18 protein-coding genes are annotated in these 23,218 nt (G+C 39.0%); 10 read left to right on the forward strand and 8 right to left on the reverse strand.

The window, feature by feature from the left end:
- Window positions 1-32 precede the first annotated feature (32 nt).
- From C4F40_RS16860 to C4F40_RS16875, 4 genes are all read left to right on the forward strand, one after another.
- Entirely contained in the window at window positions 33-1,196 is a 1,164-nt protein-coding gene (locus C4F40_RS16860) for a FecR family protein (protein WP_196940588.1), read from the forward strand.
- Window positions 1,197-1,304: 108 nt separating this feature from the next.
- On the forward strand, window positions 1,305-4,847 hold the full coding sequence (locus C4F40_RS16865) for a TonB-dependent receptor (RefSeq protein WP_196940589.1): 3,543 nt from the start codon (window positions 1,305-1,307) through the stop codon (window positions 4,845-4,847).
- Window positions 4,848-4,860: 13 nt separating this feature from the next.
- Window positions 4,861-6,351 carry a RagB/SusD family nutrient uptake outer membrane protein gene (locus C4F40_RS16870; RefSeq protein ID WP_196940590.1) on the forward strand — a complete coding sequence of 497 codons (1,491 nt, stop codon included), beginning with the start codon at window positions 4,861-4,863 and terminating at the stop codon, window positions 6,349-6,351.
- A 1,086-nt stretch (window positions 6,352-7,437) separates the two neighbouring features.
- Window positions 7,438-8,088, forward strand: coding sequence for a Rossmann-fold NAD(P)-binding domain-containing protein (locus C4F40_RS16875; protein WP_196940591.1), 651 nt, complete (start codon window positions 7,438-7,440; stop codon window positions 8,086-8,088).
- A gap of 1 nt (window position 8,089) precedes the next feature.
- Here the strand turns inward: C4F40_RS16875 and C4F40_RS16880 are convergent, their stop codons facing one another.
- A complete protein-coding gene (locus C4F40_RS16880) occupies window positions 8,090-8,842 on the reverse strand; it encodes a DUF72 domain-containing protein (RefSeq protein ID WP_196940592.1) in 753 nt (250 codons plus the stop codon).
- 331 nt (window positions 8,843-9,173) lie between these two features.
- On the opposite strand from C4F40_RS16880, the gene katG reads away from it, so the two are divergent.
- Window positions 9,174-11,456 carry a catalase/peroxidase HPI gene (gene katG / locus C4F40_RS16885; RefSeq protein WP_196940593.1) on the forward strand — a complete coding sequence of 761 codons (2,283 nt, stop codon included), beginning with the start codon at window positions 9,174-9,176 and terminating at the stop codon, window positions 11,454-11,456.
- Between the two features lie 159 nt (window positions 11,457-11,615).
- Here katG and C4F40_RS16890 read toward each other — a convergent pair whose 3' ends face one another.
- Window positions 11,616-12,833, reverse strand: coding sequence for a metallophosphoesterase (locus C4F40_RS16890; protein WP_196940594.1), 1,218 nt, complete (start codon window positions 12,831-12,833; stop codon window positions 11,616-11,618).
- A 327-nt stretch (window positions 12,834-13,160) separates the two neighbouring features.
- Here C4F40_RS16890 and C4F40_RS16895 point away from each other — a divergent pair, with 327 nt between their 5' ends.
- The 3 genes from C4F40_RS16895 to C4F40_RS16905 all read left to right on the forward strand — a co-directional run bounded on the left by C4F40_RS16895 (window position 13,161) and on the right by C4F40_RS16905 (window position 15,335).
- Complete coding sequence (locus C4F40_RS16895; RefSeq protein ID WP_196940595.1) at window positions 13,161-13,679, forward strand: DinB family protein; 519 nt, start codon at window positions 13,161-13,163, stop codon at window positions 13,677-13,679.
- A 161-nt stretch (window positions 13,680-13,840) separates the two neighbouring features.
- The gene (locus C4F40_RS16900; RefSeq protein WP_196940596.1) at window positions 13,841-14,224 is read left to right on the forward strand and encodes an iron chaperone; all 384 of its coding nucleotides are present in this window, start codon (window positions 13,841-13,843) and stop codon (window positions 14,222-14,224) included.
- Between the two features lie 136 nt (window positions 14,225-14,360).
- Window positions 14,361-15,335, forward strand: coding sequence for an ROK family protein (locus C4F40_RS16905; protein WP_196940597.1), 975 nt, complete (start codon window positions 14,361-14,363; stop codon window positions 15,333-15,335).
- Window positions 15,336-15,417: 82 nt separating this feature from the next.
- Here the strand turns inward: C4F40_RS16905 and C4F40_RS16910 are convergent, their stop codons facing one another.
- The gene (locus C4F40_RS16910; protein ID WP_231390105.1) at window positions 15,418-15,786 is read right to left on the reverse strand and encodes a hypothetical protein; all 369 of its coding nucleotides are present in this window, start codon (window positions 15,784-15,786) and stop codon (window positions 15,418-15,420) included.
- Window positions 15,787-16,010: 224 nt separating this feature from the next.
- Between C4F40_RS16910 and C4F40_RS16915 the strand changes: the two genes are divergently transcribed.
- Window positions 16,011-16,286 (forward strand): hypothetical protein, encoded by a 276-nt coding sequence (locus tag C4F40_RS16915; RefSeq protein WP_196940599.1) that lies wholly within the window; start codon window positions 16,011-16,013, stop codon window positions 16,284-16,286.
- Window positions 16,287-16,979: 693 nt separating this feature from the next.
- Here C4F40_RS16915 and C4F40_RS16920 read toward each other — a convergent pair.
- Window positions 16,980-17,411 carry a putative signal transducing protein gene (locus tag C4F40_RS16920; protein ID WP_196940600.1) on the reverse strand — a complete coding sequence of 144 codons (432 nt, stop codon included), beginning with the start codon at window positions 17,409-17,411 and terminating at the stop codon, window positions 16,980-16,982.
- A gap of 339 nt (window positions 17,412-17,750) precedes the next feature.
- On the opposite strand from C4F40_RS16920, the gene C4F40_RS16925 reads away from it, so the two are divergent.
- Window positions 17,751-19,598 carry a rhamnogalacturonan lyase family protein gene (locus C4F40_RS16925; RefSeq protein WP_196940601.1) on the forward strand — a complete coding sequence of 616 codons (1,848 nt, stop codon included), beginning with the start codon at window positions 17,751-17,753 and terminating at the stop codon, window positions 19,596-19,598.
- Between the two features lie 408 nt (window positions 19,599-20,006).
- Here the strand turns inward: C4F40_RS16925 and C4F40_RS16930 are convergent, their stop codons facing one another.
- The 4 genes from C4F40_RS16930 to C4F40_RS16945 all read right to left on the reverse strand — a co-directional run bounded on the left by C4F40_RS16930 (window position 20,007) and on the right by C4F40_RS16945 (window position 23,071).
- Window positions 20,007-20,333, reverse strand: coding sequence for a DUF1456 family protein (locus C4F40_RS16930; protein ID WP_231390106.1), 327 nt, complete (start codon window positions 20,331-20,333; stop codon window positions 20,007-20,009).
- 69 nt (window positions 20,334-20,402) lie between these two features.
- Entirely contained in the window at window positions 20,403-20,927 is a 525-nt protein-coding gene (locus C4F40_RS16935) for a GNAT family N-acetyltransferase (RefSeq protein WP_196940602.1), read from the reverse strand.
- A gap of 184 nt (window positions 20,928-21,111) precedes the next feature.
- Window positions 21,112-22,236, reverse strand: a complete 1,125-nt coding sequence (locus C4F40_RS16940) for a lipid II:glycine glycyltransferase FemX (RefSeq protein ID WP_196940603.1) — start codon at window positions 22,234-22,236, stop codon at window positions 21,112-21,114.
- A 445-nt stretch (window positions 22,237-22,681) separates the two neighbouring features.
- The gene (locus tag C4F40_RS16945; RefSeq protein ID WP_196940604.1) at window positions 22,682-23,071 is read right to left on the reverse strand and encodes a VOC family protein; all 390 of its coding nucleotides are present in this window, start codon (window positions 23,069-23,071) and stop codon (window positions 22,682-22,684) included.
- Window positions 23,072-23,218: the final 147 nt, after the last annotated feature.

Below are 23,218 nucleotides of genomic sequence, written 5' to 3' on the forward strand. Positions count from 1 at the left end.
AAAATCTCTATATAAGTATAAACCCATTGAATATGCTAACCGAGGGAGAATATATCATATTATATGAAAAGTGTAATTCAGGAAATTGCACGCCAACCGAATTGCAACAATTGGAGGCGTATCACGATACCTTTGAGTTTAGCGATCGTTCTTGGGATGAAACAAGGATGGGACGTAAAGATGAAGTAAAAACAAGACTTCAAAAATTGCTAAACGAAGAACTAAGACAAGATATATGCGCATCACCAAATTTATTTTTCTCCCGCCAACGTATCTATTCCATTATCAAATACAGCGCTGTCGCCGTATTTCTCATGTGTTTTGGCATATATTGGGTTTCAGAATCTCACATCTTTATCGATAAGAAGAGCAACGTAAATGATCACCGGGTAATTGCACCAGGAGGGAATAAAGCTGTGCTCGTATTAGAGGATGGTACGGAAGTTAATTTAAATGACTTGATAATTGGCGACTTCTCGATTGATGGCGAAGCAGTAGCTCATAAAGATACTCCAGGTCAATTAAGATATAATTCATTATCCCATTCTTCCGAAAAAATAAGCTATCATACGATTCGTACGCCCCCAGGAGGACAATACCACATTGAATTGGCAGATGGAACAAAGGTATGGCTAAATGCTGCTTCATCGATTCGTTTTCCAGCGAGATTTAGCGGTGTAAAACGTACGGTAGAAATCGAAGGCGAAGTATACTTTGATGTAGCAAAGCAATCAGAAAATCCTTTCGTGGTAAAAAGTAGCGGACAAGAAATTACCGTTTTAGGGACTCGTTTTAATGTCGCAGCTTATCCAGATGAGGAAGAGGTTCAAACGTCTTTAATCGAAGGAAGTGTGGTGTTAAATGTTGTAAACCAACAATATTCCCTTACACCTGGAGAATGTACAATTTATGATAAAAGACACAATTCTGTGGACAAAGCCACTTTTAACCCCGATGCCGTATTGGCTTGGCAGAACGGGAATTTCGTGTTTAACATGGAAGATATACAAAGTGTTATGCGTAAGATATCACGGTGGTACGATGTGGAAGTGATATATAAAGGAGATATGAAAGAAAAGCTTTTCTCTGGGACAATATCCCGTTTTGGTCAGGTCGAAGAAGTATTAGATATGCTTGCTCTAACAGAAACTGTTACCTTTAAAATAGAAGGAAGGAGGATTTATGTAATGGAGTAAACTGTCGTTTTATAGCAAATACCAGGAACGATTGCAGCGCTCCTGGCGATTAAGCTAATGCAATTAAGAATAAACCGAGTTACAATCACATTAAACTTAACACACCAAATGTACAAAAATTATGATGTGCGACCAAGGCTATGGAGCCATTGGGACGGATTAAAAACATGGAAGATCATGAAGCTTATAGCCTTCTTTACAGTGCTGGGTACGCTGTGTGTAAATGCGTCAACATATGCGCAGCGTGTTACGATATCTCTCAAAAATTCCTCATTGGAAAATGCTCTTGAGCAGATCGGTAAACAAAGTGGCCACCACATACTTTACAGCCCGTTTGCGATGAATAAAACAAAGCGGGTTTCATTAAATGTCGAGAACATGTCCTTAGAAGACGCGTTGGAACTGTGTTTTATTAATCAACCTGTAAATTATACGATTAGGAAGAAAACTATTGTGATTAAAAGAAAACCTATTCACACTATAAATACTGATCCACCAATAACTAAAAAGGAGCAGACTAGTCAGCTTACCGTGAGCGGAATCGTTACCGATTCTATTGGCGTAATGCAAGGTGTTTCTGTAACAATTGAAGGGAATACAAGTTTAGGTACTACGACTAATGTACAAGGAAGATTTGCCCTTCAATTACCTAATGAGAATGCGATTTTGATTTTTACTATGATAGGATACGAGAAACAGGAAGTATCTCTTCAGGGTAGGAATGAAATCAATGTTAAGTTACGATCCGTCAATTCAGATCTTGATGAAGTTGTTGTTATTGGCTACGGTACACAACGACGCGCAAACGTAATTGCCCCAGTTTCTACATTTAATGCCGAAGGAATAGACGAACGCCCCATTACCCGTGTAGATCAGGCACTCGTAGGACAGATGGCAGGTGTACACGTCAAGCAAACGACAGGAGTACCTGGCAAGGGATTTAGTATTAAGGTAAGAGGTTCAGGATCTATTACGGCAGGGAGCGAACCACTATATGTAATCGATGGTTTTCCATTGGCCGTTAATAGCCAGAATTCAAATGGTGGATACACTAATGGAAATCCATTAGATAATATCAATCCCAATGATATTGAATCAATTCAGGTTTTGAAAGACGCTTCCGCAGCAGCTATTTATGGTTCACGGGCTGCAAATGGTGTCGTCCTAATTACCACAAAGAAAGGTAAATCCGGGACGCCTAAAATTAATGTTAACGTTTTCGGCGGAATATCACAGGCAGTAAAAAAAATAGACCTACTTAGTGGAGAAGAATGGATGTCGAGAGCCACAGAAGTTATTAACGCTCAGTGGGAAGCATCCGGGTCGGGTCGATCAGCATCACAAACGACGGAAGAGCGACGTGAAATACTAGGCTTACCAGCGGGGGGCTTTAATACGCAGTATATGTTGGATGATCGGTGGTCCTTGCCCGGGTATCCAGGATTGAGAATTATCGACTGGCAAGATGAGTTATTCCGTACGGCCAGGACAACAAATTATCAATTGGGCGTAAGCGGCGGAACCGACATTGTAAAATATTATGTATCGGCAAACTATGCTGACCAAGAAGGAACGATCATCAACCAACGATACAAACCCATCTCGGCACGGGCGAATATCGATGTTAAACCTACCCGTAAATTATTAATAGGAATGAATATTGCCCCTACTTATTCCGAGCTCCATGAACCAGGGCATGGTAACGGCTCAACAGAAGGAAAGGATGCTTTCCTTCATCGTTCCTTGATCTTCAGTCCAGTGGCCGAAGAATATATGGGCGTCAATGTAAATGCATTTGATAATGACAGTTATCGGTGGGGTACATCCAATAACAGTTCGGTTGCAATTGCAGAAGAAACAATTGGTTTAACGAAAAATTTCCGAACATTAGCAACCCTTTTTGGTGACTACGAAATAATAGACAAGCTTAGATTTAGAACCTCTTTAAATCTTGATAATACCGATGCAAGCACCAAAAAATTCACCCCACATACCGTAAATGGAAACCTTACTTCGAGGACGAACACACCTGGAGAAATCACGCGGGGTACCTATGCTACATATAGGCTAAAAACCTTTGTAAATGAGAACACGTTGACTTATAATACCCTTTTGGACAATAAGCACGATATTTCAGCACTTGGGGGATTCTCCTATAATTATACCTCCTTGAATACTTCCAACATGGCGTCGGCCGGTGGATACACAAATATTTATGTCACAACCCTAAATGGAGCGGCTGCAATTACCGGTAATACAACAGAGAGTGAGAACACCATGCTCTCGTGGTTCAGTCGTTTGCAATATGCTTATGATTCCAAATATTTATTATCTGCCAGTGTGAGGCGAGATGGCTCTTCGCGCTTCGGAACAAATACAAAATGGGGCTGGTTTCCTTCAGCTTCAATTGGATGGCGGATTTCCGAAGAGCATTTTATGAGGGATATCAGTGCTATTGCCGATTTAAAGGTTCGGGCCAGTTGGGGTAAATCGGGTAATAATAATATTGGCGATTATACCAGTATTTCTACACTTGGTAGTTATAATTATAGTTTTGCAGGAACCCAAGTAGGAGGTTTGGCACCAGATATAATTGCAGATCCAAACTTAAGCTGGGAAAAATCGAATACCTTTAACATTGGTATCGATGCTGCTTTTATTAAAAATAGAATTAATGCGACCTTCGATTATTATACCAAAGAGAATACGGATTTATTATTATATGTTCCTACGGTTGCAGCTTCCGGTTTTAGGAACATGCTCACGAATATTGGTGCTGTAAGAAATCAAGGTTGGGAAGCAGAATTAAGTACTCGAAATTTTACGGGTGCATTTCAATGGAATACTTCTTTGAATCTTAGCCACAATACCAATGAGATTCTTAAACTTGGAAGAGCCAATTCTACGATCGAAATTCCGCTACCTTCCAATTATAGTGGAAATGCATTTACCATTCTTCAAGTAGGATTACCGATTAATAGTATTTTTGTAGTTCACAGAGACGGTATTTTAACCCCGGGCGATATTGATGATGGAGTGGCTATCGTTCCGGGGCAACAAGTTGGAGACCCCAGATACGTCGATGTTAACAATGACGGTGTAATCAATGCTGCAGATCGGCAGGTATCTGGCCAGCCGAATCCAACTTATGTTTGGGGTGCTACCAATAATTTTCGTTATAAGAATTTCGACCTATCCGTGTTGGTTCAAGGACAATCAGGAGGATCCCTTTATTCTTTACTAGGACGTGCGATAGATGTAACCGGCGTAGTGTATACTGATAATCAGTTAGGAATTCATCGCGATAGATGGACTTCAGAAAATCCAGATGCTTCTGCAGAGAGAGGGAAAGCCGCTTCCTCCAACTTTGCACCGGTAAATAATACCGATTGGTTGTATTCAACGAATTATTGGCGTATACGAAATATCACTGCAGGGTATAATATGAAAAGTAAATCTAACTTTTTCGAATCGCTTCGGCTGTATCTAACAATCGAGAATTGGTTTGGTCAAGATAAATATTATGGTGGATATAACCCGGAAGCAGAGACTTCCAATGTCAGCGGCGATTCCAAATTCCCTGTTGCCGCAGATTATGGTGGAATGCCGTTGCCGAAATCAATTGTTGCAGGCATTAATGTTACATTCTAAAAACGTAAACAATATGAAAATAAGATACATGATGATGCTGTTTGCGCTATTGCTAAGCAGCAGTTGTACAGATCAGTTGGAATTAATACCACCATCTAATGCAACGACTATAGTTTTTTATAAGTCGGAAAGTGATTTCTTACAAGCTATTAATTCCGTTTATGCAGACTTAAAATCTTATCCTACAAGAGTATTGGATCTGTCAGAAACGCGATCTGATAATATTTACGGGGTTTCCGATGACGGGAAACGCTACTGGGATGAAATCAATAATTTTTCTCCAGGACTGGCAGCAAATTCTAAAGTACTATCGTCTTGGAGTGACAACTATAGCGGGATATTTAAGGCAAATACCTTGCTGGATCAATTGTCAAAAAATGGTGCAGAAGTACTAAATGAGCCACTTCGACTAAGGCTGGAGGCTGAGGGGCGTTTCCTGCGTGCATTTTATTACTTTGATCTCGTAAGGTCATTTGGTAAAGTTCCACTTATCGACAGAGTGATGACAGCGGTAGAGGCCGAAAACACATCTCAAAGTAAAGCAGAAGACATCTACGCTTTGATTATTGAAGACTTAAAATTTGCTTCTGAAAATCTGCCGGAAGCCTATAATGCTAACATGGTGGGACATGCCACTCGTTATGCAGCGAAAGGAATATTAGCATTGGTTTATATGACAAGATCTGGACCGTCATACGGTATTGAAGGTCCTGGACTTGGAACTGATGAATGGTCGCTCGCTGCTACCTTACTTGATGATATCATTAAAAGTGAAAAGTTTAGATTACTCGATACGTATGATGAAATTTTCGCTTATGACAATGAAAATAATGCGGAAGTTATCTTTGACGTGCAATATATTTCAGGTGGGCTAGGCTTAGGTGGAGAATATCCATCCTTATTCCTTCCTGATCTCTATGTTCAACAAATTGCAGGCTTTGCTGGAGGGGTAATGGTGCGGCCTCCATCTGCGGATTTGCTTTCTACTTATCCTGCAGAAGATAATCGTAAAACTTTTGCGGTACAAGAAGGATATACAGTTGGTGGGAGATATGATGCGAGACCGTTATTGGTGAAATATATAGATGCTGCTAAAAGAGGTACACGTTGGACAGATTGGCCACTTAATTTTATAGTTTTGAGGTATACTGATATTGTATTATTGCGTGCAGAATGTACATTAAATGGTGCTTCGGGCTCTCAAGAAGATGTGATAACCTTCGTAAACGATGTTAAAAGAAGAGCAAATATTCCACTGGTAACCGCTGTCGATCTGGATGGTTTGTTGGCCGAACGTCGAAGAGAGTTTATTGGAGAAGGCCTACGTTGGCATGATTTAGTTAGATCTGGAAAAGCCATTGACTTGCTGAATCGCTGGTCTACAATAGAAGATAATGAAGGAGCGATGAATCAAATGAAGGCGGATTATATCATATATCCAATTCCCCAAACTGAACTAAATATCAATCCCGATTTATACGAACAAAACGAGGGTTATAATTAAAGTCCTGTCTTGTCTAATAATTGTTGTTGTGTCTAAAAGGTAGCAAATTTGTTTTTCTCAGGGAGTCTACTTCATAGAATAGCTCCCTGATAAATAGGATAATACCGGCAAAATGGTGTATTTCGATATTATTCCTTTTTTAGAATAAGCAGTGCCCTATTATAAAGCAAATTGATGTTTTTTGGTTTTAATAATTAGTCGATAAAAATGAAAGGCCTTCAGCCGGGGAGACTGAAGACCTTTACTAACCAATTATAAACCTAGAACAAAGGTAGTGTATTCCGTACACTTACTCCAAGTAATTTTTATTTTTTTTTAAAAATAACTGAATTTATATTTAAAATGCTGTTTATGAGGTGTTTTTTTTGCGCTATTATGTCTAATGAAAATAATTTAACAGTTTTTTAACATATTTTGTGTGTTTTAAAGCTTTCTTTATGTATGTTAATGGTGAAAATGTATTGACATGGATGTCTGTAGTATTTTTTTTGTCTAATAGTTTTAATTTTTTAGGGATTTTTAATTAGTCTAACGATTGTTTTTTGGATTTAATTTAATAATATGGTGGGAGCGGTGCTCATCATCATCTTTGCCAAATGTGGAATTGCCAAGTGTTTCCTCTTTTAAGTAGTAAAACTAATTTAGATTAACCATAAAATATAGCGTTGAACCGATTAAAAGTGCTAGACCAATATAAAATATTCGACTATACTCAAATGTATTTATTCGTTTTATACTTTTATAAATAAGCAAAACGGCAACAACGGTGTTAAATACAATGAGAAATCCAATGATCCAGATCCAATAATATATGAAATTGTATCCATGCGAAATACCGCCATCTAGGAGGAACCAGGCAGTAATTGATATGAGCGGTAATAAAAGTAAAGTTAATGGTATGATAAGGTTTTGCTGTTTTGTCATGCTATTCACGGCTCTTTTCTATCATACGAACTTAGCTATTTTTTATTATAAAAGCATCCACTTGATCAATGACTCGAGCTAAATAGGAACGTATCTCTATGGAAATTAAAACTTTAATGCCTTTGCAATGTTTAACTAAATAGTACTGGTTTATTTAACTTTATGAAGATTATCTTAACAGGAACAACCGGAATGGTAGGCGAGGGCGTTCTTTTGGAATGTCTTACCAATCCATATGTTACCGAAGTGCTGAGTGTAAGCCGTAAGTCTTGTAACTACGTGCATTCCAAACTGAAAGAATACATCGTGCCTGAATTTTTGGATTTAAGGACGGAACACGAACGGCTTAACGGATATGATGCCTGTTTTTTTTGTGCCGGAATTAGTAGCGTGGGACTTAAGGGAGAAGAATATACACGGATTACCTTCGACACGACTATCCGTTTTGAGGAAGTGGTGTTGGCGCAAAATCCGAATGCTGTATTCATCTATGTAAGCGGTGCCGGTACCGATAGTACCGAAAATGGCCGCAGTATGTGGGCTCGTGTGAAGGGAAAGACAGAAAATACACTGGCAATGATGCCGTTTAAAAAGGTGTATAATTTCCGTCCCGGTTTTATGAAAGCAACAGGCGGACAAAAACATCTGCTACCACTTTATCAGTATATCGGTTGGATGTACCCTCTATTGATAGTGTTGGTTCCGAATGGTACGAGTACACTTCAACAAGTCGCTAAGGCTATGATTCGTCTCGTTCATGCCGATTTTCAAAAAAAGATTATTAATGTCAAAGACATTAAAGCGTTGGCGTAATTTAATCGCTATTCCCTACATAATGTTTCAGCAGGTTCACGTTGGCAATTGCTTCGCCAATAGTATTATTGAAATAAACAAAGACTTCTTTCCCAGATGATAGCCAATCTTTGATATAATAACTGTATTCCATTAAAAAAGCATCATCATAACTTCCTTTGAAATCACCATCCGGACCGTGGAAACGTAAGTAAATAAATTCTGTTTCCATCTGTTCTATATTTAAACCTGTACTGCTTTTATCGTGAAAAACAATCGAAACTCCATACGCATCCAGTAATTTATATGTCTCCGCTCGGTACCATGATGCTTGCCTAAATTCAACACATACCTTCCAGTCTTGTTTAGGATTGCTTGCTGAGATTGTTTCCATTAATTGTTGTAAGCGGGCAAAGGAAGGAAATCCGGTCGACGGGGGCAATTGCACCAATAAGCAGCCTTTTTTTTCGCCAACAGCATCGATGGTTTTCATAAAACTCGTAATATCATCTGGATTAAAGACAAGTCCTTTCGTATGGGTAATCCCTCTCCATAGTTTGAACGTGAATCGGAAGTTGTCTGTTACATCCTCCGACCATCTGCGTACGGTCGCCGAAAGCGGAACCTTGTAGAATGAACTATTTACTTCCAATGAGTTGAATAGTATACTATAGACAGCGAGCCTACTTTTATGCCGCAAAGTTTCAGGATAAAAACTCTTGTTTTTGTATGGTAAAAGAATGCCGCTCGTGCCAGAGAAATATAATGGATTCATTATAAGCTGTCGTTATATATCTATGAGTAAATAAAAAAGTTTGTATAGATATAACAATCAAAATATATTTATGTTGTTTAACCGGTTCGATGGAGAAACTCTGTGATGACGTATAATGTTATAATAGATTTTAACTATCGTAATATAGGGTTAATTGATTTTGATGACACTTTTTAATATGTTAACTTTATATGTCAAGTAAGCCCGATATAAGTGAGCTCGAGATGATAGAAATATTAAGCATACAGGAAAAATGCAATATTTAATCGTCAAAGGTCCAATCTGACGGTAAAAAGTAAACATCCGTTCATTCAATAAAAACCTGCTAAAAATGGAAAAAAAATCAAGCGATATCAGTAAATGCCCGTTTCATAATGGAAGTATGAAACAGAATGTAGGCGGTGGTGGTACTAGAAACCGTGATTGGTGGCCTAATCAGTTAAAACTGAATATCCTACGTCAACACTCTTCTTTATCAGATCCAATGGGAGAGGAATTTAACTATGCCGAAGCTTTTAAAAGCCTTGACTTGGAAGCTGTGAAGACCGATCTTCATGCACTCATGACCGATTCAAAAGATTGGTGGCCAGCAGATTTCGGTCATTACGGTCCTTTGTTCATTCGTATGGCCTGGCATAGTGCAGGCACGTACCGCGTAGGCGATGGTCGTGGCGGTGCAGGTGCAGGATTGCAACGTTTTGCCCCACTGAATAGCTGGCCGGACAATGTGAGCCTCGATAAAGCCCGCCGGTTGCTTTGGCCTATCAAGCAAAAATATGGCCGGAAAATTTCATGGGCAGATTTGATGATCCTAACCGGTAACGTGGCATTGGAGTCTATGGGTTTTAAGACGTTTGGCTTTGCTGGCGGACGTGAAGATGTCTGGGAGGCGGATGAATCTGTTTATTGGGGTTCTGAAACCACTTGGTTAGGTGGCGACCTTCGTTATGGCCATGGCTCCGAAGGTGTGCCAAAGGAAGAAGGCGTATTAGTTTCGGACGATGATGCTGATGGTGTTATCCATTCCCGAGACTTAGAAAAGCCACTTGCCGCTGTGCAAATGGGCTTAATCTACGTGAATCCTGAAGGTCCTGATGGAAATCCTGATCCTATCGCAGCTGCCAAAGATATACGTGATACCTTCGGTCGCATGGCGATGAATGATGAAGAAACTGTTGCACTGATTGCGGGGGGGCATACTTTCGGCAAAACCCACGGTGCAGGTAATTCGGACCTAGTAGGAGCTGAGCCTGAGGCAGCCTCCATCGAGGAGCAAGGTTTGGGTTGGAAGAATAGTTTTGGCACAGGAAAAGGAGCAGATACGACGACCAGTGGTTTGGAAGTTACCTGGACATCTTCTCCGACGAAATGGAGCAATAATTTTTTCTGGAATCTGTTCGGGTATGAATGGGAGCTAACGAAGAGTCCGGCTGGTGCACATCAATGGCGACCAAAGCACGGCATGGGTGCCGATACGGTGCCACATGCCCACGATCCTTCAAAGCGAATCGCACCAGCCATGCTTACGACAGATCTTGCGCTAAGGTTTGATCCCATTTACGAAAAAATATCAAGAAATTTCCTTCAAAATCCAGATCAATTTGCGGATGCTTTTGCTCGTGCGTGGTTTAAATTAACACATCGCGATATGGGGCCCCGTGAACGCTACTTAGGCCCGGATGTTCCGCAAGAAGAATTGCTTTGGCAAGATCCTATTCCTGCAGTTGACCATATATTGATAAATGACCATGATATTACGATCCTAAAAACAAATGTATTGGAATCTGGTTTAACGGTGTCGGAATTAGTTTCTACGGCATGGGCGTCAGCCTCCACCTTCCGGGGGTCTGACAAACGTGGTGGTGCAAATGGTGCACGTATCCGCTTGACTCCTCAAAAAGACTGGCAGGTCAACAATCCTGCGCAACTGCAAAAAGTATTAAACATATTGGAGGATATTCAAAGCGAATTTAATGCTGCGCAAGAAGACGGAAAGAAAGTGTCGCTCGCAGATTTAATCGTGCTAGCTGGTTGTGCCGGTGTTGAGAAAGCTGCCAGAGACGCTGGACACGCTACCATCGTGCCTTTTACACCGGGGCGCATGGACGCTTCGCAAGAACAAACCGATGTTGAGTCCTTTGGTTACCTAGAGCCTATTGCCGATGGCTTTAGGAATTACCGCAAATCAAATCTACATGTATCTACCGAAGAGTTGCTGATTGATCGGGCACAGCTGCTGACACTTACGGCACCAGAGTTGACCGTATTGGTAGGAGGATTACGTGTATTGGACACAAATACTGACGGATCCAAACATGGAGTTTTTACATCCCGTCCAGAAGTGCTTACCAATGATTTCTTTGTAAATCTACTCGAAATGAATACAGTTTGGAAAGCTTTAGACGATGACAAGGAAGTTTATGAAGGCAACGACAGCGGCAGCGGCGAATCAAAATGGATCGGTACTCGTGCGGATCTTGTGTTTGGTTCCAACTCAGAATTGAGAGCTCTTGCTGAGGTTTATGGAAGTGCAGATGCGCAGGATAAATTTGTCAACGACTTTATATCCGCTTGGAATAAAGTGATGAATTTAGACCGGTTTGATTTAGCTTGATATAATTGAATCATCCATTACGATAGAAAGATATAGTACTTTAGGTAGCTAGTAGAGGAAGTTGTTGTCTACGTTTGTTGAATACGAACATAGGAAGCAACCTCTTCTTTTATAGGGTGGTATCCGTCCTGTAGCCTTGTTGCAGTTTCGGGCAGCCATTTACGTCAGAATATCTTTTGGCGTTACACCGGGGATTCCGTCATTCGTACGTTTCAACGTAAGTACTGTTATTTCAGGCCACATACCTATTCTACCTTTTAATCCGTGATATCCGAACCCTCTGTTTACATAGAGATACTTGCCATCCTTTGTATAGAGGCCAGCCCATTGCTTATAGAAGTACTGAATAGGGCTCCATTTAAAGCCAAATAGCTCAATACCGAACTGCATACCGTGTGTATGTCCTGCCAACGTAAGATGCACATGTTGCTTGTGAATAGTTACTTCATCCCAGTGCGACGGATCGTGCGACATGAGTAGTTTAAACGAGTCATCGGGTATATTAGCCGTTGCTTTTTTCAAATCACCATATTGATGAAAGCCACTTTTCCCCCAATTCTCCACACCAATTAGCGCAATACTTTGGCCCTGTTTATTTATTATCACGGTCTCGTTGAGCAATAATTTAAAACCCATTTCAGCGTGAATTTCCTTTAGACGTCTAAGATTTGCATCCTTGGCTATTCTGCTCTCCCATTTAATGTAGTCGCCATAATCATGGTTGCCCAAAACAGCATATTTTCCGTACGGCGCTTTTAGTTTTGTGAAACTAAGTATCCACGGATCCATTTCTGAAGCCATATTATTGACCAGATCACCGGTAAATAATAGTAAATCGCTGTTTTGGTCATTGGCCAGATCAATACCTTTTTGCACGCCTTTGGTATCGGTCCAACTTCCAGAATGGATATCCGATAACTGTGTGATGGTAAAACCGTCAAATGCCTCGGGTAGGTCAGGAAAATAAATCGTTTCTTTTCTTACTCTATAAAAATGCTTTCCACGCGTTAAACCAAAAACGATAACTAGAAAGATCACTCCCCCAAGTGCCAGCGTAGCCTCGCTTACGTAAATGCTTCTTGTCGGAAAGCCACGAAACAGACGGACGATGTCCTCCGCCAATAGAATGGGAAAAGAAAATAATTTAGGAATGAACAGGAGTAACATTGCCGTAATCAGTATTGCTATAAAGCGTTGTGCGCTATCACCTGTCTTTCGTATGAATATTATAGATATTATCCCAGCCATCAATAAGATATCTACAGACCAATAACCGATATGAAACAGTGGGTTCTGTGTAATGGTGATGATAGCCTGATAAAAATAGATATCACCTATCAGGAAAAGCGATAATATGAGAATAATCCGTTTTGTCATATATAATTTATTTTAAAAAGCAGACGAGCTCATGTAACAATGCTCTAAATAACATGTTTTCTTAAAACTGAGATTTGAGGCCTGACGGACAACTTACTTAGATCCACTTAATTCTATTCTTATGTTTTTCTGCTTTGTGGAGAAAAATAGGCAACAAAATACATAATTAATTCAGGGTAAAGTAAAATTTAAGAATGGGAAGAGCAATCTTTCATATTTGAAATAATAATTTCTTGCCATAGGATAAGTATAGGCTATGGTAAATACGCTAATTTTAATAAAAATAAGGTAAGTAGTAACAGGTTTTAAAATTATTAAAAAATGGACATGCCAAAATCAACAAAATTAGAAGTCATTATCCCGGCTTACCGAATGCATACGCAGAGTTTTCTGGATGTTTTGGATGGACTTTCCGAGGAGGATGCGATGAAACGAATCGATGGTCGTACCAATCATATCATCTGGATGGCTGGCAATTTCGTCAATGTACGCTATGGAATAGCACATGTGTTAGGACTTCAGGAAGAGGATCCTTACCACGAATTATTTTATATGGGAAAAACATTGGATGAACATTTTTCTTATCCAAGTCTGAATGAATTGCAGGAAAATTTTCACGCAATATCACCAAAAGTTTATCAAAGCTTACTAGACGTAAAAGATGAACAATTAGCGGAAATTTTCCAGATAAATATGAATGTTCCCTTCATACGGGAAGATAAACTCAATTTCATTGGAATGTGCATTGGACGACAGGATTATCTATGTGGACAAATGGCGCTTATGAGACGACTGTTAAACTATCCTGCAATGAAATACGATGTTGACGAAAAGATTCTATATTGATATAGCCACCTTGACCTAGTGCAGAACTAATCACAATTTGCTAAGTTTGCCATTAGCCTTTCGGTATTATCCGGTTTTAATAACAGTAGAACGAGAAACCCGATGGATCGATTTCTAAAGGTAATTGATGCTCGGCTTAAGAAGGATTAAAATATTTGAGTATGAACGAAATTGAAAAGTACATTTTGCAGTTTCCAAAAGATGTTCAAGACATCCTAAGGAAAATTCGAAAATTGATTACAGATAACGCTCCTGAAGCAGAAGAATTGATGGCTTACGGCATGCCGGGTTATAAGACAAATAAAAGACCATTGGTTTATTTTGCAGCGTTTAAAAATCATATTGGATTTTATGCAACACCCTCTGGACATAGTGAATTTAGCGAAGCACTTTCAACATATAAACAAGGAAGAGGTTCTGTTCAATTTCCACTTGACCAACCTATTCCTTATGAATTAGTGGAAAGAATTGTGAAATTCCGATTGACAGAAAATGATAATCGAATGAAGAGTGAGATGGAACGAAAAAGAAAACCTATTGCATAATAGCTATCTGCCACTATGTGGGTTGACCCAATTAATTTATCTTTAAAATCATTCACAATGATGCTTTTACTATTTTAAATAGAACATTAATACTTTTTTTTTATAGTTTTGGCTATTTAGAACTTTAAATAAAGAGATGTCATTAACAAATTTGTCAGGACGTGTTGCTCTCGGAATAGATGTCGGTGGGACCAACACTAAATTTGGTGTGGTAAACCATAGAGGAGAAGTCCTTGAAAAAGGATACCTAAGAACAGATAAATACAATAAGGTAGAAGATTTTATTGATGCCTTATATAATACAGTTTACCCCTTAATCGAGAAATATGGTACAGCGGAAAACTTTGATGGAATCGGTGTAGGTATTCCCAATGGTAATTACTATAGCGGCACAATTGAACAAGCTGCCAATCTACCTTGGAAAGGGGTAATTCCGTTTGCTGACATGATGAATACTAAATTTAACATGCGCTGCGCTATTACCAATGATGCAAATGCTGCGGCACTTGGCGAAATGCTTTTCGGAGCGGCCCGTGGAATGAAGGATTTTATAATGATTACGCTGGGTACAGGCGTAGGAAGCGGAATAGTCGCCAATGGGAGCTTAGTCTATGGACATGACGGCTTTGCCGGTGAACTGGGACATACCATAGTAAAACCAGGTGGACGAAAGCACTGGAGTACAGGATCGGAAGGCAGCTTAGAAGCATATGCTTCTGCAACAGGCATTGCTATTACAGCAAAAAAGATGAGAGCAGAATTCCCAAGTTCGATGCTCAACCAATATCCAGAAGATGCTATCAATTCTAAAACAGTCTATGAGTGCGCGCTTAAAGAAGACCCGATAGCCATAGAAGTATTCAGGTATACCGGTCAAAAACTCGGAGAAGCTTTGGCTAATTTTGTGATGTTCTCTTCTCCCGAAGCAATTCTTTTATTTGGTGGAGTTATCAAGGCGGGAGATTTTATCCTGAAACCAACTAAACTTCATATGGAAAGAAATCTATTTCCGATCTTCAGAAACAAAGTGAGATTAGTTTTCAGTGAACTTGCCGAGGCAGACGCGGCAATCCTTGGGGCAAGTGCGTTAATTTTGGGACTAAAGAAATAGATTGATATTATCTTTTCATATTCTGCCTCTGCTATACAATCTCACGCTTTCATGGGAAGGGTAGATTCTTTTTCCTGTATTTTTACTCTTCGTCGTCAGCGAGATAGACATTGTGAACTAAAAATCGGATTTTCGGATTCGGGAGCAGCATGTCTAGTATATCTTCTGACTCAATAGGATAAAGCGTCTCTTGATCGCCATCCAATAATTCTGAATCAGGAATTAACTCGTACATTGTGATGTTATTTATAGACGTTAATTCTTCTACTTTAATATAGGTAACATGCTGTGATTTCCAGTTTAACAAAATGGTTTTTGTAAATAATTGATATGGATTTTTCTCTTGATCTGACATATTGCTAAACTTAAATAAATTTGTCGAATAAAAATGCAAATTATTTTTCATGATGTGTCTGTTTTCCGCATTCAAGAACGCTTCGCTTAAGTTCATCAATGTCCTTTCTTTAATAGTATGAATGCTGGCTAAGCTGTTTATTGGCTCCCCTCCGCCTTTGAGAATTTATTATTTAGGAAATATAGAGAGGTTTGTTATTACAATTTAATTATAAGATGTTTCTGAGTGACATTAATCAGATGTAGTATAAAATAAACGAATTATTTCAGAAACTAACGCAAATATTTTTTGTTTAACTAAAAGGAACTCAACTTTAAAAAATGGAAAGAAAATCACATACAATCTATACAAATTCGGGCCAAGAGATTTTGTTCGAGTATGATATCGCGAACAAAGGTTCGAATAGCTTTTTAATAACGAATATTAAAAAAGATGAGGAAAGTATTCCCGATATTTTTGTTAGTCGATCTCATAACTCAGATCAACCTACTTTCACGTCAACGGAAGAAGAAAGACAAACGAAAATAGGTGATGAAAATAGTCCAATATTGAAATTTTGCAGATTGGTTTTGGCAGAAGAATTAGAACAGGATTGATAATTGGTTGCGAACGACTGCAGGTGTCAAAAAAAAGATCAATTAAACAACTAAAAGCCCCACAGCCAAAGAACCTGCATTCCAAAACATCGTAATGCTAGTCTTTTCGTTTTTTTTCTGCCTGTTTCAATTTTTTCTCAGCCCTTTTTTCTTTGAAGTTTTTTACTGCAGTCTTTTTTCCGTTATCGTTCTTTGCTCCTTTATCTTTAGACATAATGTTTTGTATGAGTTGATTTTTTTGTAAGGTAATATTTTTAAATTATGATACGGCGTTTTATATAAAATAACTATTAAAATGACCGTCTAATGTTTATCCGTGTCCCTCTCTTAGAACAGGCTATAAGTTTTTGGTTTCGGAATCGTTTCAACATCCTGTAAGGAACCTTCTGTTGCATTTTTCATATTGATTGATGTATCATCGCAAGACCCGCATATACGGAATCTCTAAGCAAAGCGAATGGGTTTTCATAGGTTAACCTTGGCAGTGAGAGATAGGAACTATTCCCGCCGACTTCAATAGGTCAATAATCAAGTGCTCGATTTGATTTTTTAAGACTTGGGGAATGATGCTGTTGACAGCTAAAGAGTCAAATCTTTTAACTTTGTTCGTCTCAAAAGTATAAATTCCTGTATAGTGGGAACAGTAGTCTAATGGGACATATCGAGAGCGGTCGATCCATTCCATAGAATTCACTATATAACTATGTGTTTTTTCTCAGGCTTAAATTCATGTTCGCAACTTTTGCATCTATATACAACTCTAAAATAGAGCGGAAATATCATGAACAGAAAAGAAGCCAACGCGGAGAATAAACCTCTTATTCCTTTCATGGACTTAAAGCTGTTATATAGTTCTTCAGAACCGCAAGACGGACAATTTATTATCTCATTGTCGTCATTACTATATTTGGTGTTTTCGATTTCTCGGATTATCTGTATAGCATTGTCAATGTCAGATTCATTAATTTTTAATTTGATTCCACCGGTAGCAATGCTGTACAGTGGATTTAGTGCATTTATGTGTTCATCAAATAAGTAAGCTGGGATACCTTCACTCTCCAGCTTGGTTTTCAACAAGTGTGCGTCGACATAGCTATCAAATGTTTTAAGTGTTATAAATCCCATTTTTTATCGTATAATAAGGTCGTTTCGCCAGTTGTTCACGTTATTCTATCGTTTTTCCTCCGCTTCCGAAGTGCTATATTCTCTAAAAATAGCGAATTTTTCTAACACCTAGTCCATATGTACAAGTATCTAATACCGAAATCAATTTTTCTTAAAGCAAAACTTTAATCGCCATCCTGTGAATTTTCAAGTGATTTTGGTAAATATTGTCTATTAATCGAACACCTACTTGATTGTTAAAACAGGATAGTACAGGTTGCGTTCGAATATGTAAAAGAATAACTTCGTGAATACCAGTATAAACGATAAGAATATAAATGAGTCTTAAATAATATGCCGATGATGAACTATATAATGATCCTTTGGAGCTTCACACTGATTTTTGTGTTGAATACCCCCACTTTCTCACAAGACTCCAGAGAACGCAATTATATGTACGAGATCTTAACCCCCAACCATGCCACAAAGCCCGAGGTGAAGGGATTTGCGGGAAAAAGGGTGGAAGAACGATTGGATCGCGGACTGACATTAGCTCGTGTCACAGATAGTAATGCGGTTCATGTCAGTTGGAGATTGTTAAAGTCAGATAATGAAACTGTGGCATTTAATGTATACCGTTCCGTTAATGATGTAGCGAAAAAGCTGAATAAAAATCCTATAACAGAAACAACTGATTTTGTGGATACTAAAATCGAAAACGATAGTGCGCTATACTGGGTAGAAATTATTCAAGGTGAAGAAATAACGTTAAGTAAAAAAGTAGCATTAACTCAAGGTGCTGTAAATGAAGCGAATTATCGCAGTATAAAACTGAAAGATCCAAATATTACCGCTGGTCGTGTAGCCGTTGCTGACTTAAATGGTGATGGGCAGTATGATTATATCATCCGCCATCCGAATAGCAATGTGGATCCGGGAGTTGTTAATCCAAATGATGGTACAACGTATAAAATCGAAGCGTATTTACATGATGGTACGTATTTATGGACGAAGGATTTAGGACCAGGTATCGAACCAGGCGTATGGTACTCTCCCTTTATCGTTTATGATTTTGACGGGGATGGAAAAGCTGAAGTGGCATTAAAAACAGCAGGGGATGACTTTTTGAAGAATGATGAAGGTCGTGTGTATGGAGGGAGCGAATATTTATCCATATGGGATGGTATGACTGGAGAAGAGATCGCCCGTGTCGATTGGCCGGAGCGAAATGATAGATACGGCAATGTGAATCGTCAAAATCGAAATCAAATCGGTATGGCCTATTTAGATGGAAAGACACCTTGTATACTTTCGGCTCGGGGTACCTACAGATTAATGGTAGTAGATGCATGGCAATTGAATAATGGAAAGTTAGAAAAACTGTGGCGATGGGATGGAGATGAGGAGAATCCGGTTGTTCGAAGCCAAGGAGCGCATAACATGGTTTCTGGCGATGTCGACGGAGACGGAAAGGACGAAATTTTATTGGGTTCTTGTATGCTAAACAGTAATGGAACTTTGCGATGGTCGACCGGTCTTGGACATTCTGATAAAGCATATCTTACAGACATCGATCCCGAAAGAAAGGGATTAGAAGTCTTTTTAGCCATCGAACCTTGGTTAGATAACGGCTACGGAGTTTCAACTGTTGATGCCAATACAGGAGAGCGAATTTGGGGTATCGGGCATAAAACATTTCATGTTGGTGATGGAATGGTGGCAGATATCGATCCGTCGAACCCCGGATTAGAATGCTTTGCCACAGAAGATAGAAAAGGAGGTTCAACAGATAAATATCTGTTGAGTGCACAGGGAGAAAAACTGGCTTCTAATGAAGATGTTCCGCCCTGTCGAAATTGGATTTGGTGGGGCTCCGGAAATATTCGTCAATTGTTTTTCGGCGATGATAATCGCTGGGGTGCAGAATCTACGTCGGGCGGAAGAAGTCAGTCCATAGGGTATTGGAAAGGGAAGAAAATTACAGATGGCCTATACGGAGATATTCTTATGATTGCGGATCTGTTTGGAGATTGGCGTGAAGAGGTCGTTACAGCGCTACCCGGTGAACTGAGGATCTATCATACCCATATTCCGGCGAAGGATCGTAAAGTAACATTAATGCAGGATCCAATTTACAGGAGTTATGTGCTTCAGCGCTCGCAAGGATATCCTCAAGCACCAATCCCGTCATATTATTTAGGAGATTAATGATGCTTCCAACGAGCAATAATATTATTTGCTCTTTTTACACCTTACTTCGTGGGAGTACCGGGGAGAGGTGTAAATTTAAATTCGTTTACCAGTCTTTGTCAATGCCAGATAACAACGATGGACAGGTGATTGGGTAGAAATAGATATTTGTTTCTCATGATATCAACTTGCAGACCAATTTGTTTCAGTTCGTTCATTTGAATGTTAAAGGGTAGAATGGCAGTTCTTAAAAGTTATATTTTGCATACGATAGCGGGATAGAAAAGTTGAACTAATTACAGGATGGAGAGATTGTAGAATCCGTGCAGTACCAAGAAAAATGGATATAGTCATTTGCAAAGCTATTTTATATAGCATATGCTTAGCAAATAAATATGTTTAGAGAAGATCTTTTTAGGAATAAAGTTAAGCATTCGAATTAGAGCGGGATTGGGGCCCGCGCCTGTAGATAATCAGCCCGTTAAGGAAATTTCGGAGCAATTGGTCGCCGCAAGGTTTAAAATTTGGGTGGTCTTCTTTGCGGAATATTGCACTCAGTTCAGTTTTAGTCACTCTGAAATCCACTAATGATAACACTTCAACAATATCGTCATCAGTGAATTTTAAAGCCACGCGGAGCTTTTTCATAATATCATTGTTGCTCATGGTGTAAATGTAAGAAAAAGGAATTACTGCTGCAATCACAGAAGCCAGATTGTTGTATTTAACGAGCGTCGAGTTCGTTACGCTCATTCTGGGATCGCCGTGAATTGATTTCTAATGTTGTTTTATAAATTGTATTTAGTTCTCTTTGTGATAGAATTAGTCTTTCAGTTTTAATCTCATCATTATGTCGGTCTGCTCGTCATTGCCTAACTTGAAAATGTGTTTGTCAAATTCAACGAAACCATTCCTCTTGTAAAAGTTTATTGCTCTAGGATTTTCTTCCCAAACACCTAACCAAACATAGTCAACGTTTTTCTGCCTCGCTAATTGTATTGCTTGGTTGTAAAGTAATTGTCCAACGTTTTTTCCATAAAACTCCTTCAATACGTAAATACGTTCGATTTCAAGAGCTTTGTCCTCTTTAAGTTCTGTTTGTGATTGTCCAAAGTTCAATTTTAAGTAACCAATTACCTTGTCGTCAAGCGCTGCAAAATAAAATTCAGCGTCGTCATCTCTATGTTCGGTGGTGAGTTTCCCAATAGAAAATCCTTCGTCTAAATATTTTGTCATATTCTCTATGGTATTTCCTAATGAAAAGGTTTCCTGAAAAGTTTGTCTCCCAATTTTTTGTAATTGGACAATGTCGTTAATCGTTACTTTTTTTATTTCAATACTTTTCATTTCTTGTCTATGTGTTATTCTCTGGATGTCCATAAGGTTTCGCGGCTTAGGGTTCAATCACTTGTTCACTCAAATACAAGTAGACCAAAATGTAGTCAGACCGTTGTGCCTAAACTTCTCACTGTAATCCGTAAAGCAGGAAAGAAGATGGCAACCACCGAATAGCCCGTTTAAGTACGCGAAATCATGTCATATGATAGCTTTGGTTTCGGAATTCCGTCGAAGCATAGTATCTGTATTTGCTTTCATCAAGAGGGTAGTCCCAGCATCCCATACAATGAAATATTGTGCCGCCGAAGCCGGTTTTGAACCGGTGCAAACCATACATCGGATGAGCAGGGTCCGCCTGCGGAGACACCCCGAAAAAATCATATTCCGTACAACCTTTCTCTTTAGCTAATAACATAGCTTGCCATTGCAAAGAGTAAGTTGCCATATAGTTTCTGTTGTCAGACGAAGACGCACCATATAAATAAGTTGCTCTTTGCGCAGAAATTACCAAAAACATAGCTGCCAAGGGTTTATCATCCGCCTTGGCGACTAGCAGGTAGACATCAGCAGGAGATAGTGTGTCGTTAGCTTTGGCCGACAGTATGATTTTGAAATAGCTGATATCGTGTAATACAAAATTATTTCTAACGGCAGTTTCACGATACAGATTATACCAAATATCCAAGCTTTCTAAGCCTAAAAGGTGAACTACGACACCCTTCCTAGACGATAACTTGATATTGTAGCGTGTCTTAGGTTTCATCCTCGACAATAAGATATCTTGTTCCTTTTTCAAATCCATAAAAATGGTATTGGAAGGCAAAATATTGGTATTTGCTTTTTTGAGGCGCCAGTTTTCGGTATTAAAATTTAACCGCATTTCTTGAATGTTATAATCTGGAGCTCCAAGCCAAGTGCCATCGATATGGTAACACGTTTCATCTTTTGCCCACAACGATTCCCACGAGAGATCGTAGCGGATCATAATACAATTTTTTGGTAAAAAATCTTTCAATCCTTCAGAAAGCTGTTCCAGAAAGAAGCCTTGAAACTCTTCGGAAGGTTCGACCTCCGGGCCATAAGGAACGTAAGCTATACAGTGTGTTTTGTCGATGGATTGGATGATCACCAGTAAATCCCCAATGAAGTATGATTCATCAACAGCATCCACGAAAAGGTTGCATGGTTTGGTTTTGAAATTAAAAGCCCTTGATCGTAATCCTTGAAGTTTTTTCACTTCAGACCAGTAAGCTGTTTGTTGCATGACAGATGTTTTATAAACCTGTTTGATATCTTTCTCCTCAATGTCTGTTATCATTCCCTTGTTAACTAAGTATACCCCAAAAGCGGCAAACATAGCCATATTTTGATATTGATTTGTCAAAAACGTGCAAGAACAGAAAATTCTGACTCCATTCCAATGGCACAAAGTCCGTGTCAGTGGCTTGTCTTTTATTTTTGTAGTTCGTAACGTAGTTGTACCAGCCCAGTTTCAAAAGTCTCCGCCGCAATAAACTCAAGCATTTTTTCCGGTCTCCCGTGTTTAAATAGTTTTCGCGTTTTTTATAATCCATGTCTGTTTTTATAGTGAGATAGGTATATTTAGTCCTTATTTCCGGCGTACAGAGCTAACAGTTTGTTAATTATAGATGTTCACTTTTCGTTGACGGGTCAACACATGTTTTTTTTCCAGTCTATTCATGTTTGATTCTTGTTGATTAGCAACTTCTCAAAAATACTCGAATCATATTGCTATCATTCGTTCAATCCGGCTGGTACAGATCAAATTGATTTCCATACAAGTCTTCAAAACCCACACCTTTGCCTCCTGGCACTGTCGTTGGTGTACCGTGAAAGATGACGCCTTTCTCCCTCATCCTCATAAAATCGCCTTCGATATTGTCAGATTGAAACATGACAAGTATTTGCCCTGCTGATTGATTTCCGATTAGCTTTTGCTGTTCGGGAGTCTCCGCTACAGCAAGTTCAAATACTGTTGCATTGTCGTTTTGTGGGGCTACCGTCACGTAACGCCAGTCTAAAGAAAACATTTGATCGGCACACACACTAAAGCCTAATTTCTCCGTGTAAAATTCTTTTGCTTCCTCTAAATTTTTTACTAAAATCGTTATTTGTGCTGCTTTTGTTATCATATGTTGTTTTAATTGTTGTTACAAATTTACGCGTAATCAATAGCTATCGACTTGGCATAAGACAGGAAATTGATTATTTGCAAAACATATTTTACAATCGTTCGATTGGTCGGTTGTCGTGAAATGTTTTCTTTAGGATTGGATTAT

Origin of the sequence: Sphingobacterium pedocola (genome assembly GCF_015209965.1) — a bacterium.
Lineage (GTDB): Bacteria > Bacteroidota > Bacteroidia > Sphingobacteriales > Sphingobacteriaceae > Sphingobacterium > Sphingobacterium pedocola.